Source organism: Rathayibacter sp. VKM Ac-2929, assembly GCF_022815495.1.
In the GTDB taxonomy this organism is placed as follows: Bacteria; Actinomycetota; Actinomycetes; order Actinomycetales; family Microbacteriaceae; genus Rathayibacter; species Rathayibacter festucae.
The window spans coordinates 238811-251285 of sequence record NZ_JALGRV010000002.1 but is presented as its reverse complement, the minus strand read 5'-3'; the positions used below and the strand labels follow the sequence as shown (position 1 = coordinate 251285).

Sequence of the window (12475 nt, the reverse complement as noted above, 5' to 3'; positions counted from 1 at the left end):
GGCGCGGGGCGCCCCGCGGCGGCTCGCCGCCTCCGGTGAGCGGCGGTCGTCACGCCCGGCGGCGCAGCTTGCGGCGCTCGCGCTCGGAGAGGCCGCCCCAGATGCCGAAGCGCTCGTCGTTCTCGAGCGCGTACTCGAGGCACTGCGCCCGGACCTCGCAGGAGGTGCAGATCTTCTTCGCGTCGCGCGTGGATCCGCCCTTCTCGGGGAAGAACGCCTCCGGGTCGGTCTGCGCGCAGAGCGAGTCGACCTGCCAGGAGAGGGCGCCGCCGGGCGCCTCGCTGCCCGAGTCGATGCCCTGGCGGACGCCGGGGACGCCGAGGCGGACGGGATCGACGAACCAGTCCTCGGGGACCGCGCTCATGCCGGAGGCCCGGTCGCTGCCGGGGCCCGCGTCGTTTCCGAAGCCTCTGTCGTTTCCGAAGCCTCTGTCGCTGCCAGAGACGCTGTCGGGAATCGCCATACCGTCTCCTACCCCGCCCGCGAACATGATCGGCGACCGGCTCCTCCCGGAGGGTGGGCCGCCTCAGTAATTACACCGGTGTCATTCGCTGAGGTCAAGTCGCGGACCATAAACCCTCAACCCGCCGTGGAGGGTTCACGACACACCGGCGTGTCGCGACCGTGTCGAAGCTCCCGGCCGGCGTCAGGACCCCGCGGTGCTCCGGGCGCGCCAGGCGCTCTCCACCATCTCGGCGACGGTGTGGCGCATCTCCCAGCCGAGGTCGCGGGCCGCCGTCTCGCCCGACGCGACGATGCGGGGCGGGTCGCCCGGGCGGCGCGGGGCGACCTCCGGGGTGAAGTCGATGCCGGTGCTGTCGGCGATCGCGGTCATGATCTCGCCGACCGAGGCGCCGGACCCGCTGCCGAGGTTGTAGACGGGCTCGATCGGCTCGCCGGCGGCCAGGCGCTGCGCCGCCGCGACGTGCGCGAGCGCGAGATCGGCGACGTGGATGTAGTCGCGGACGCAGGTGCCGTCCGGAGTGGGGTAGTCGTCGCCGTTGATGCGCGGCGTCCGGCCGGCCAGCAGCGCCTCGAACACCAGCGGGAAGAGGTTGTGCGGGCTGGTGTCGTAGACGTCCGGGTAGCCGGAGCCGACCACGTTGAAGTAGCGGAGCGAGGCGTGGCGCACCCCGTGCGCGCGGCCGGCGTCGGCCAGCAGCCACTCGCCGATCAGCTTCGACTCGCCGTAGGGCGACTCGGGGCTCTTGGGGGTGCTCTCGGTGACGAGCTCGACGTCGACCGCGCCGTACACCGCGGCGCTGGAGGAGAAGACGATCGAGCGGACGCCGGCGCGCTCCATCGCGGCGAGCACGCGCATCGTGCCGGTGACGTTCTGCTCGTAGGTGTGCAGCGGGCGCTGCACCGAGACTCCCGCGTACTTGAAGCCGGCGACGTGCACGACGCCCTCGATGTCGTGCTGCGCGAAGACCTCGTCCAGCAGCGCCTCGTCGAGGATCGAGCCGCGGTGGAACGGCACGCCCTCGGGGACGAAGCCCTCGTGGCCGGACGACAGATCGTCGAGGACGACGGGGTCGATGCCCTGCTCGGCGAACGCGCGCACCACGTGCGCTCCGATGTACCCGGCTCCCCCGGTGACCAGCCATGCCATGTGGATCCTCCTCGATGACGGGCGCCGCGCGCGCACCGACGCAACCCTAGCGGCGGGGTGGCGCGGGCCCGGTGGCGGGATCTCGTGGTGTCGCGATATCCTGCCGCCGTGCTCCACTCCGTCGCCGTCCTCGCCCTGCCCGGGGTCGCCCCGTTCGAGTTCGGCGTGGTCTGCGAGGTGTTCGGGATCGACCGGCGCGACCACGGCGGGCCGGTGTTCGACTTCCGCATCGCGACCGCGGATCCGGGGCCGGTGCGCACCTCGCTCGGCTTCGAGCTGATGGTCGCCGACGGCCTCGAGGCGGCCGAGGACGCCGACCTGATCGCCGTGCCGGCGCACCCGATCGGCCCCGCCGACGATCGCGTGCTCGCCCTGCTGCGCCGCGCCCACGAGCGCGGGGCGTGGATCGTGAGCGTCTGCAGCGGCGCCTTCGTGCTGGCCGAGGCGGGACTGCTCGACGGGCGACGGGCGACGACGCACTGGATGCACGCCGACGAGCTCGCCCGGCGCCACCCGGCGGTCGAGGTCGACCCGGACGTCCTGTTCGTGCAGGAGGGCCGGATCGTCACGGGCGCCGGGACCGCGGCCGGGATCGACGCGTGCCTGCACGTCGTCCGCGAGGAGCTCGGCGCCGCGGCCGCGAACGTCGTCGCGCGCCGCATGGTGGTGCCGCCGCAGCGCCACGGCGGCCAGGCGCAGTTCATCCCGACGCCGATCCCGGAGGCACGCGCGGACTCGCTCGCCGACGTCACCGAGTGGATGCTGCGCCACCTCGACGAGGAGCTCAGCGTCGACCTGCTCGCCCGGCGAGCGCTGATGTCGCCGCGCACCTTCGCCCGCCGCTTCCGCGCCGACCTGGGCACCACGCCGCTGGCCTGGCTCAACCGTCAGCGGCTCCTGCGCGCCCAGCAGCTGCTGGAGGAGTCCGACCTGACCCTCGAGGCGATCGCCACCCGCGTCGGCTTCGGCACCGCTGCCGTCCTCCGCCACCACTTCGCCCGCGTGCTGCAGACGACGCCGGCGGCCTACCGCCGCACCTTCGCGTCGGCGGCCGCGGCCGCCTCCTGAGCCGCGCCGGGACCCGCCGACCCGATGGCGGTGGGTCCCGAGACGCGCTGCGCGCTGCTCGACCGGCATGGTGCGCCCTGCGGGCTGCTCGACCAGCATGGGCAGGACGGCCGTCCATGCTGATCGAGTAGCCCGCGCAGCGGGCGTATCGAGATCCACCCCCCGCAAGAACGACGGAGCGAAGGGCCCTCGGTCAGACGGTGGCGACGAAGAGGGTGCCGCGGCCGGTGACAGAGAGGGCGCGCTCCGACGGCGTCACGTACATGCTGCCGCCGCGCTCGACCTCGACCGAGCCCTGGGCGCCGTGCACGGTGAACGCGCCGTCGGTGGCGATCGCGATGGCCGGTCCGTCGAGCTCGACGCGCACCGGCTCGTCCGAGGTCGGCTCGACGACGGCGAGCAGGAAGTCCGGCACGTCCGGCCGGTAGACCCGCAGCCCGGGCGCGGGCTCCTCGGCCGGCAGGTACGGCACCGGCAGCGGCGAGAACTCGAGCACGCTGACCAGCTCGGGCACGTCGATGTGCTTGGGCGTGAGCCCGCCGCGCAGCACGTTGTCGGAGGCGGCCATCAGCTCGACCCCGGTGCCCGCGAGATACGCGTGGATGTTGCCGGCGGGCAGGTAGAGCACCTCGCCGCGGGCGAGCCGCACGCGGTTGAGCAGCAGCGAGAGCACGACGCCCGGGTCGCCCGGGTAGGCCTCGGCGAGCGAGCGCACCGTCGCCGTCTCGAGGCGGTCCTCGCCCTCCGACGCTCCCACCACCGCGGCGATCAGCGCCGCGACCTCCGCGCGGTCGCCGTCCGCGAGCAGCCAGGAGACCGCCCGGCGGAGCACGACCGTCGGCTCGCCCTCGAGCTCCGCGGCGAAGCGCGTGATCGCCGCCGCTTCCTCCCCCGCGGCGCGACCGGCCAGCTCGGCCAGCAGCGCCCGGGTGCCGTCGAGCTCGCGGAAGCCGCAGAGCGCGTCGAAGCTCCCGGTGAGCGCGTAGATCAGCTCCGGCTTGTGGAACGGGTCCTTGTAGTTGCGCTCCGCCGCGTCGCGCGGGACGCCGGCCTCGTCCTCCTCGACGAACCGGCGCTGCGCCGTCGCTGACGACGGGTGGGCCTGGAGCGAGAGCGGTGCGCCCGCCGCGAGGATCTTCAGCAGGAACGGCAGCCGCGGCGCACCGGACACGGGGTCGACCGAGCCGGCGACTCCGGCGAGCGCCGTCTCGGGCTCGCGGGCGATCCACTCGGCGAGGGTCGACGCGCCGACGGAGGCGGGGTCGAGGATGCGGGCCGGCGAGCCCGGGTGCGCCCCCAGCCACAGCTCCGCCTCGGGTCGGCCGGACGGCGCGGTGCCGAGGGCGTCCGAGATGCCGGTGAGCGAGCCCCAGGCGTAGTCGCGGGGGGTGTTGCCGATCGGGATGAACACGGCGAGGGCCTTCCGTTCCGGGAGCGGTGTGCGAGACGGCACCGTCCGGATCCTGCCGGGGCGGGCCGGGCCCGACGCTAGCAGGATCTACAAGAGCGGCCCCGGAGGAGCGGCCGCCGCTTGGCGCCGATCGCCAGCGTCCGCGCCGCCCGGGCACCCCCTTCGTACGCTGGTGGGAGCCGCACCGCCGCCGCTCCTGCGGGCCGAGTCGCTGCGCGCCCGAGCGATGGAGCGATGAACCATGGACAGCACGACCTTCGAACTGCTCAACGCCGACTTCTACGGCTTCGAGTCGCGGCTCACCCCCGCCGAGAAGGAGCTCCTCGTGGGCGTCCGCGCGTTCCTCGAGGAGCAGGTCCGCCCGATCGCCGACGAGTACTGGGAGCGCGCCGAGTTCCCGCGCCAGCTCATCCCCGGGATCCACGCCACCGGTGTGATCGGCCTCTCCTGGCCCGAGACGCGCACGATCGAGAACTCGTCGGTGTTCCGCGGCTGGGTCGCCCTCGAGTTCGGCCGGGTCGACGCGAGCATCGCCACCTACGTCGGCGTGCAGAACGGCCTGGTGATGGGGACGGTCGGCGTCGCCGGCTCCGAGGAGCAGCGGGCCGAGTGGCTGCCGAAGCTCGCCTCGGGCGAGGTGATCGGCGCCTTCGGCCTGACGGAGCCGCACTCCGGCTCCGACTCCGCGCAGGGCCTGCGCACCACCGCCCGCCGCGAGGGCGACACCTGGATCCTCGACGGCGAGAAGCGCTGGATCGGCAACGCGACCTTCAGCGACGTCACCGTGATCTGGGCGAAGGACGTCGCCGACGGCCAGGTGAAGGGCTTCCTCGTCCCGACCGCGACCCCGGGCTACCGCGCCACGGCCATCGCCCGCAAGCAGAGCCTGCGCACCGTGCAGAACGCCGACATCGTGCTCGAGGGCGTCCGCGTGCCGGAGTCGCTGCGACTGCAGGGCGCGAACTCGTTCCGCGGCACGGCGAAGGTCCTCCGGCTGACCCGCGCCGAGGTCGCCTGGCAGGCGATCGGCGTCGCGATCGGCGCCTACGACGCCGCCCTGCGCTATGCCCGCGAGCGCGTCCAGTTCGGCAAGCCTCTGGTCGGGCACCAGCTGGTGCAGGACCTGCTGGTGAAGAGCATCGGCAACATCACCGCGAGCATCGCCCTGGCCACCCGGGTCTCCGAGATGCTCGACGCGGGCGAGCAGCGCGACGAGCACTCCGCACTCGCGAAGGCCTACACGACGGCGCGGATGCGCGAGACGGTCGCCTGGTGCCGCGAGGTGATGGGCGGCAACGGCATCGTCCTCGACTACGGGGTCGCCCGGTTCTTCGCCGATGCCGAGGCCCTCTACTCCTACGAGGGCACCCGGGAGATGAACACGCTCATCGTCGGACGCGCGATCACGGGCAGCGCCGCGTTCGTCTGAGGCGCAGCCCGCCCGCTCGCCGGCCGCCCGCTCCCTAGACTGTTCGCCATGATCCGACGCGCCGCGCCCGCCGCTCCCCGAGCGCTCGCGGTGGCCGTGCTCACGGTGATGCTGGGTGGCCAGGCGCTGCGGAACCTCGCGGGCTGGTGGGGCTGGGGGGTCGTCGTCGCGGCGCTGCTGGTCGGCGTCGTCGTGCTGCTGGTCCGGGTGCGGCCTCGGCTGCGCTGGAGCCGGACGCCCAAGGCGCTCGTCGCCTTCCTCGCCCTCGCCGTGCTCTCGCTGCTCTGGTCGGCGTACCCCGGGGCGAGCGCGATCGGCGTCGTCGCGCAGCTCGCCACCTCGCTCGGGGCGGTCGCCCTCGCCCTGACGCTCAGCACGGCGCAGTTCGTCACCGCCCTCGGCCGCGCGCTCCGGATCACCGTCGGCGCCTCGCTCGTGTTCGAGCTCGTCGTGGCGGTCGTCGTCCGCGCGCCCGTGCTGCCGTTCGTCATCGACCTGCCGGCCGGCCGCATCCCGGACGCCTTCTACTGGTCGCAGGCCGCGCTGTTCACCGGCGAGCCGATCCAGGGGCTCGTCGGCAACCGCAACCTGCTCGGCTTCCTCGCCCTGCTCGGCCTGATCGTCGTGCTGATCGAGCTGGCCGCGCGCAGCCTCCGTCCCCGCTGGGGCGCCGTCTGGATCGTCCTGTTCGCCGCGACGCTCCTGCTCACCCGCTCCGCCACCGTGCTGCTCTGCGTCGTCGCCGTCGCGGCGGCCGCGGCCTTCGCGCTCTGGGCGCGACGCCGTGGCGAGTCGGAGCGGCGGCCCGTCTACGTCACGGCCGCCGCGACCGCCGTCGTGCTCGCGGGCAGCGCGATCGCGGGCTGGGGCACCCTGCTCGGCCTCCTCGGCAAGAGCGAGGACGCGACCGGCCGGCTCGACATCTGGCGCTCGGTCTGGGCACTCGCCGCCGAGCGGCCCGTCCTCGGCTGGGGCTGGGTCAGCTACTGGGCGCCCTGGGCCGCCCCGTTCGACACCCTCGCCGAGCGCAAGGGCGTCCTCTACCTGCAGGCGCACGACGCCTGGCTCGATGTCTGGTTCCAGCTCGGCATCATCGGGCTGGTGCTCTTCACCGCCCTCGTGGTCTCGACCCTCTGGCGCGCCTGGTTCCGCGCCGTCGACCGCCCGCGCCGCAGTGCGACGACGGCGCTGCCCTACTCGGCCGTGTCGCTCGCGCCGCTGCTGCTGCTCGCCGCCCTCCTCGCGCAGGCGCTGTTCGAGAGCCGGCTCCTGATCGAGAGCGGCTGGCTCCTGCTGGCCGCCCTGGCGGTCCTGACCAAGCAGCCCGCGAACGAGGAGGAGGACGCGCTCACCGCCGAGCCGATCCCCCTCGCCGGCCAGCGCGCCGTCCGATGAGGGGCGGTCGGCCGTCGGCTCTGCCGGCCGCCCTCGCGGACGCCCTGGCGTCCCCGCAGTTCGCGGCGGCCCTCGCGCAGACCTCCCTCGTCGTCGTGCTCTGCGCGCCGGCGGTGCGCGGGATGATCGGCTGGCCCGGCTACATCGCGGCGATCGCGACGCTCACCGCCCTCGCGGCCGTCATGCTCGTGCTGCGGCGCGAGCTGCTCGACTGGGAGGGGCTGCTGCCGACCAGCATCCTGGTCTTCCTCGGCTGGATCGCCCTCAGCACGCTCTGGAGCGGCTACCAGTGGGCCACCGCCTCGAGCGTGCTCTACCAGCTCGCCCTCGCCTTCCTCGCGATCGCGATCGGCCTCACCCGCGACATCATCCAGGTGATCCGCGCGGTCGGCGACGTGATGCGGTTCGTGCTGATCGGCTCGCTGGCCGTCGAGGTGCTCTCCGGCGCCCTGATCGACCGGCCGCTGCGCTTCCTCGGCGTCGAGGGCCTCCTGGCCGTCGGCGGCCCGATCCAGGGGCTGGTCGGCACCCGCAACCAGCTGGGGCTGGTCTGCCTGCTGGCGGTCGTCACCTTCTCGGTCGAGCTGATGACCCGGTCCGTGGCGCGCGGCCCGGCCCTCGCCTCGCTCGCGCTCGCCGTGGTCACCCTGGTGCTCACCCGCTCGGCGGTCAGCGCCGGCGTGCTCGTCGTCGCCGCGGTCGTCGCGCTGATCCTGCGCTGGGTGCGCCGCGCCACCGGCGAGCAGCGTCGGCGGCGGCAGTACACGACGCTCGCGGTGCTCGTGGCGTCCGCGCTCACCGCAGGGCTCTTCCGCTTCCGGATCGTCGACCTGCTCAACGCGGGCAGCGAGTTCGAGTTCCGGGTCACCCTCTGGCAGCAGGTCTGGCGCTTCACCGACCTGGCGCCGATCATCGGCTGGGGCTGGGTGGGCTACTGGCGCACCGACCTCTACCCGTTCAACGCGATCGACTTCCTCTCCGGCCGGCCGCACTCCTCCAGCCTGAACGCGGTGTTCGACCTGGCGCTGCAGGTGGGCGTCGTCGGGGTCGCGCTCTTCCTCGTGCTGGTCGGCCTCGCCCTCTGGCGCTCGTGGCTCATCGCCTCCGAGCGGAAGGCGGTCGTGCACGTCTGGCCGGTGCTGGTGCTCAGCGTCCTCGTCGTCACCTCGCTCGCGGAGAGCTCGCTCCTGGTCGACGCCGGCTGGCTGCTGCTGGTGATCTGCGCGATGCGCGCCGCGCAGGGGCTCAGCTGGCGGCGGCTCCTGCACCCCGGCGACCGGCCCGGCGGGCTGCCGCGACAGCCCGCAGCACCGCCAGGTGCTCCTCCCGGCAGCGCTCCCAGCTGAACCGGGCCGCGCGCTCGACGCCCTTCGCGCCGAGCTCGGCGGAGCGCTCGATCGCCTCGAGGATCCCGTCGGCGATCGAGCGCGGCTCGAGCGGATCGACGAGCACCGCGGCGTCGCCGCAGATCTCGGGCAGCGATCCGGAGTCCGCGGCCGCCACGGGGCAGCCGGAGGCCATGGCCTCGATCGGCGGGAAGCCGAAGCCCTCGTAGAGGCTCGGGAAGGCGAGGACGGCGGCGCGCCGGTAGATCTCCGCCAGCTCCTCGGCGCCCACGTGCCCGCGCCACTCGACGAAGTCGGGCAGCGGGCCGAGCTTCTCCAGGTCGCCTCCGGTGAGCACCAGCCGCAGGTCGTGGCCCTCGGCACGGAGCAGGCGCATCGCCTCGAACAGCCGCGCGTGGTTCTTGTGCGGCCAGGCGCGCGCCGGGTAGAAGACGAAGTCCTCGCGCGCGCCCAGGTGCGGGCGGAAGCGCTCGGTGTCCACGCCGAGATGCGACACGTGGATCCGCTCCTCCGGGATGCCGAGCAGCTCGACGATCCTCCCCTTGGTGAAGGCGCTGATGGTGATGATCGCGTCGGCGCGGCGCGCGGTGGCCTCGTAGGCGATCCGCCGGAAGACGCGCTCGACGCGCGGGAAGAGCTGCGGCAGATCGCGGTGCTGGAGGTCGAAGACCATCTGCACGTGCCCCTGGCGCCGCGAGGGCCAGGGCAGCGGGACGGTGAAGGGGAAGTAGAGGATCTCGTCCGGCTCGAGCAGGCGCCGGAGCCGGAGCGTGCGCACGAGCGCCTGGAGCATCCCCGTCGCCCGGCGGCGGTGGCCGGCCCCGCTGACGACGCCCTCGGCCACGATCTCGGGCACGCCCTCGCTGAAGCCGCGGGCGTTCTCGGGGACGAGCGCCTGCACGCGCAGTCCCTCCTCCCCCGGCCGCGTCACGAGCAACCGGGTCAGCGCACGGGCGTAGGTCTCGCCGCCGCCCATTCCGCCGGGGTCGACGGTGAGCACGGCGAGCGTGACGGCGAGGCGTTCCGGCATGGCGTCCGATCGGATCGAGGCTCCCTCGCGGTGAGGGCCGGGTCAGACTACCCGCGCCCGACCCCCGCGCCGCGGAGCGCCTCCGGCGGGTGCTCCCCGGCGCGGCGGAGGCCGGTGGGTAGTATGTAGCCCGCTGTCACCGACCCCGACGAAACGGACCACCACGTGCCCCGCGCTTTGATCACCGGAATCACCGGCCAGGACGGCCTCTACCTCGCCGAGCTGCTGCTCGAGAAGGGCTACGAGGTCTTCGGGCTCGTCCGTGGGCAGAACAACCCCAAGTACGAGCTCGTCCGCCGCACCGTCCCCGAGGTGACGCTGCTCACCGGTGACCTGACCGACGTGTCGAGCCTCGTGCGCGTGCTCGCCGCCTCGCAGCCCGACGAGGTCTACAACCTCGGCGCGATCTCGTTCGTCGCCTACTCGTGGGAGAACGCGTCGCTCACGACCGACGTGACCGGCAAGGGCGTGCTCAACATCCTCGAGGCCGTGCGCCTCTACGCCGGCGACGACATGTCGCGCGTGAAGTTCTACCAGGCGTCCTCGTCCGAGATGTTCGGCAAGGTCCAGCAGGTCCCCCAGAGCGAGGAGACCCTCCTCTGGCCGCGCTCGCCCTACGGCGTCGCCAAGGTCTTCGGTCACTACATGACCATCAACTACCGCGAGTCCTACGGCATGCACGCCTCGTCGGGCATCCTCTTCAACCACGAGTCGCCCCGCCGCGGCCCGGAGTTCGTCACGCGCAAGATCAGCCTCGCGGTGGCCCGCATCAAGCTCGGCCTCCAGGAGACGCTGGAGCTCGGCAACCTCGACGCCAAGCGCGACTGGGGCTTCGCCGGCGACTACGTCGACGCGATGTGGCGGATGCTGCAGCAGCCCGAGGGCGACGACTACGTGGTCGCCACCGGCGAGACCCACGAGATCCGCGAGTACCTCGACATCGCCTTCAACCACGTCGGCATCGAGGACTGGACCCCCTACGTCACGCAGAACCCCGCGTTCATGCGCCCGGCCGAGGTCGACCTGCTCATCGGCGACCCGGCGAAGGCGCGCGACGTGCTCGACTGGCAGCCCAAGGTCTCCTTCCCGGAGCTCGTCTCGATGATGGTCGAGAACGACCTCGCCGAGCAGTCCGCGCTGATCAAGTAGCCGCCGTGCCCGCAGCGTTCGTCACCGGGGCGAGCGGACAGGACGGGGGCTACCTCGTCGAGCGTCTGCTCGCCGACGGCTGGGAGGTCTCCGCGCTCGTGCGCGACGAGGACGCCTCCCTGCCCGCGTCCGTCCGCCCCTTCCAGGGCGACCTCCGCGATGCCGCCGGCCTCGGCCGCGTGATCGCCGAGGCGCGGCCCGACACGGTCTTCCATCTCGCCGGGATCTCCTCGGTGGCGCAGTCGTGGCAGGAGCCGGTGCTGACCGCCGAGGTGACCGGCACGGCCGTCGCCGCGCTGCTCGAGGCCGCGCTGGCCATGCAGGAGTCGACGGGCCGCGAGGTGCGCTTCGTGCAGGCCTCCTCCTCGGAGATCTTCGGCGCGGCGACCGAGAACCCGCAGACCGAGTCGACGCCGATCCGCCCCGTCTCGCCCTACGGCGCGGCGAAGGCCTTCGCGCACCACCTCGTCGGGGTCTACCGCGGCCGCGGCCTGCACGCGTCCTCCGCGATCCTCTACAACCACGAGTCGCCCCGCCGCCCCGAGAGCTTCGTCACCCGGAAGATCACGGCCGGCGTCGCCGCGATCGCCGCGGGCACCGAGTCCGAGCTCTCGCTCGGCAACCTCGACGCCCGCCGCGACTGGGGGTGGGCGCCCGACTACGTGGACGCTCTCGTCCGCGCCTCGCGCGCCGGGTCGGCCGGCGACTACGTCGTCGCGACCGGTGTCGCGCACTCCGTCCGCGAGTTCGTCGGCGCGGCCTTCGCCGCCGCCGGCATCGACGCCTGGGAGGACCGGATCCGGATCGATCCGCGCTTCGCCCGCCCGGTCGACGCCCCGGAGATGCGCGGCGACGCGTCGAAGGCCCGGGCCGAGCTCGGCTGGGCCCCGACGGTCGCCTTCGAGGAGATCGTCGCCCGGATGGTCGAGCACGACCTCGAGCTCGCCCGCGCCGCGGGCTGAGCACCCGCCGCCGTCCAGCGCCCGTCGCCGTGCGGCGGCGCAGGCGTTACGTACAATGATCTGGCTGCCGCCCCGGCAGTGCTAGGGCTGGGAGTCCGATGAGCAGCAGGAAAACGACGATCACGCGCGCGGCCGACCGCGTCGACGCGATCGCACAGGAGCCGTTCCATCAGAGCGGGACCCAGCCGGGTCAGCGCTCGGGCGGCTTCGTCTCGTCGCTGATCGACATCTTCCGGCACCGCGAGCTGCTCAAGCTGCTCGTCAACCGCGAGCTGAAGGCGCGCTACAAGGACTCGAGCCTCGGCTTCGTCTGGACCCTCATCCGCCCGCTCGTGATGCTGATGATCTACTACGTGGCGATCGGCCAGTTCCTCGGCGCCGCCCGCGGCATCCCCGTCTTCGCGATCTTCGTCTTCTGCGGCCTGACGCTGTGGAACCTGTTCAGCGAGATCGTCGCCACCGGCACGACCTCGATCCTCGCGAACGCGGGACTGATCAAGAAGGTCTACCTGCCGCGCGAGATCTTCCCGGTCGCCACCATCGGCGCCGCGCTGTTCAACTTCGCCGTGCAGTTCCTGGTGCTGATCGTGGGCGCGATCGCGCTCGGGGCGCTCAACGTCAGCTGGCAGCTGCTCTTCATCATCCCGGCGCTCGCGGTCACCCTGGTCTACGGCCTGGCCCTCGCGCTCGCGCTCTCGGCGCTCAACGTCTACCTCCGCGACATCCAGTTCCTCGTCGAGGTCGGCCTGCTGATCTTCTTCTGGCTCTCGCCGATCACCTACGCGTGGTCCTTCGTCGTCCAGACCGTGCCGGGCTGGCTCGAGCAGATCTACCTGCTCAACCCGATGACCAACGCGATGCTCGCCTTCCAGCGGGCGATCTGGGGCCCCGGCTCGCGGGAGACCCAGGTCGAGCAGGCCGACGGCAGCTTCAACACCGTCGCCGGTCAGCCGTGGCCGGCCGACATGGCCCTCCACCTCTTCATCGTCTTCCTGGTCGGGGTCGTGCTCGTGTGGCTCGCCCACCGCGTCTTCCGCCGCCTCGAGGGCAACTTCGCACAGGAGATCTGATCC

Annotated in this window: 11 protein-coding genes; 7 read left to right on the top strand and 4 right to left on the bottom strand. The window is 73.0% G+C overall.

Annotated features, from left to right (window positions below):
- Positions 1-49: 49 nt before the first annotated feature.
- Complete coding sequence (locus MT355_RS05805) at positions 50-364, bottom strand: WhiB family transcriptional regulator (protein WP_123444423.1); 315 nt, start codon at positions 362-364, stop codon at positions 50-52.
- 282 nt (positions 365-646) lie between these two features.
- Positions 647-1612 carry a UDP-glucose 4-epimerase GalE gene (gene galE, locus MT355_RS05800; RefSeq protein ID WP_243598859.1) on the bottom strand — a complete coding sequence of 322 codons (966 nt, stop codon included), beginning with the start codon at positions 1610-1612 and terminating at the stop codon, positions 647-649.
- Between the two features lie 108 nt (positions 1613-1720).
- Between galE and MT355_RS05795 the strand changes: the two genes are divergently transcribed.
- Positions 1721-2680: a GlxA family transcriptional regulator gene (locus MT355_RS05795; RefSeq protein ID WP_243598858.1), complete on the top strand. Its 960-nt coding sequence runs from the start codon at positions 1721-1723 to the stop codon at positions 2678-2680.
- A 193-nt stretch (positions 2681-2873) separates the two neighbouring features.
- Here the strand turns inward: MT355_RS05795 and manA are convergent, their stop codons facing one another.
- Entirely contained in the window at positions 2874-4133 is a 1260-nt protein-coding gene (gene manA / locus MT355_RS05790) for a mannose-6-phosphate isomerase, class I (RefSeq protein ID WP_243598857.1), read from the bottom strand.
- 199 nt (positions 4134-4332) lie between these two features.
- Here manA and MT355_RS05785 point away from each other — a divergent pair, with 199 nt between their 5' ends.
- Genes MT355_RS05785 through MT355_RS05775 form a run of 3 tightly spaced genes read left to right on the top strand, consistent with a single transcriptional unit; the run spans position 4333 to position 8261 of the window.
- On the top strand, positions 4333-5520 hold the full coding sequence (locus MT355_RS05785) for an acyl-CoA dehydrogenase family protein (protein WP_243598856.1): 1188 nt from the start codon (positions 4333-4335) through the stop codon (positions 5518-5520).
- A gap of 48 nt (positions 5521-5568) precedes the next feature.
- Entirely contained in the window at positions 5569-6915 is a 1347-nt protein-coding gene (locus MT355_RS05780) for an O-antigen ligase (protein ID WP_243598855.1), read from the top strand.
- On the top strand, positions 6912-8261 hold the full coding sequence (locus MT355_RS05775; protein ID WP_123735237.1) for an O-antigen ligase: 1350 nt from the start codon (positions 6912-6914) through the stop codon (positions 8259-8261). Before MT355_RS05780 ends, MT355_RS05775 begins: the two co-directional genes overlap by 4 nt.
- Here MT355_RS05775 and MT355_RS05770 read toward each other — a convergent pair.
- On the bottom strand, positions 8161-9291 hold the full coding sequence (locus MT355_RS05770) for a glycosyltransferase family 1 protein (protein WP_243598854.1): 1131 nt from the start codon (positions 9289-9291) through the stop codon (positions 8161-8163). The genes MT355_RS05775 and MT355_RS05770 overlap by 101 nt on opposite strands.
- Before the next feature lie 165 nt (positions 9292-9456).
- On the opposite strand from MT355_RS05770, the gene MT355_RS05765 reads away from it, so the two are divergent.
- The 3 genes from MT355_RS05765 to MT355_RS05755 all read left to right on the top strand — a co-directional run bounded on the left by MT355_RS05765 (position 9457) and on the right by MT355_RS05755 (position 12472).
- Positions 9457-10440, top strand: coding sequence for a GDP-mannose 4,6-dehydratase (locus MT355_RS05765; protein ID WP_123444375.1), 984 nt, complete (start codon positions 9457-9459; stop codon positions 10438-10440).
- Positions 10441-10445: 5 nt separating this feature from the next.
- Positions 10446-11402, top strand: coding sequence for a GDP-mannose 4,6-dehydratase (locus MT355_RS05760; protein WP_243598853.1), 957 nt, complete (start codon positions 10446-10448; stop codon positions 11400-11402).
- A gap of 98 nt (positions 11403-11500) precedes the next feature.
- Positions 11501-12472: an ABC transporter permease gene (locus MT355_RS05755; RefSeq protein WP_123735234.1), complete on the top strand. Its 972-nt coding sequence runs from the start codon at positions 11501-11503 to the stop codon at positions 12470-12472.
- Positions 12473-12475: the final 3 nt, after the last annotated feature.

Excerpts from the sequence above, each read along its gene's own strand:
- MT355_RS05805 (WP_123444423.1), bottom strand. The coding sequence starts at position 364 with ATGAGCGCGGTCCCCGAGGACTGGTTCGTCGATCCCGTCCGCCTCGGC.
- galE (WP_243598859.1), bottom strand. The coding sequence starts at position 1,612 with ATGGCATGGCTGGTCACCGGGGGAGCCGGGTACATCGGAGCGCACGTG.
- MT355_RS05785 (WP_243598856.1), top strand. The coding sequence starts at position 4,333 with ATGGACAGCACGACCTTCGAACTGCTCAACGCCGACTTCTACGGCTTC.
- MT355_RS05780 (WP_243598855.1), top strand. The coding sequence starts at position 5,569 with ATGATCCGACGCGCCGCGCCCGCCGCTCCCCGAGCGCTCGCGGTGGCC.
- MT355_RS05775 (WP_123735237.1), top strand. The coding sequence starts at position 6,912 with ATGAGGGGCGGTCGGCCGTCGGCTCTGCCGGCCGCCCTCGCGGACGCC.
- MT355_RS05770 (WP_243598854.1), bottom strand. The coding sequence starts at position 9,291 with ATGCCGGAACGCCTCGCCGTCACGCTCGCCGTGCTCACCGTCGACCCC.
- MT355_RS05755 (WP_123735234.1), top strand. The coding sequence starts at position 11,501 with ATGAGCAGCAGGAAAACGACGATCACGCGCGCGGCCGACCGCGTCGAC.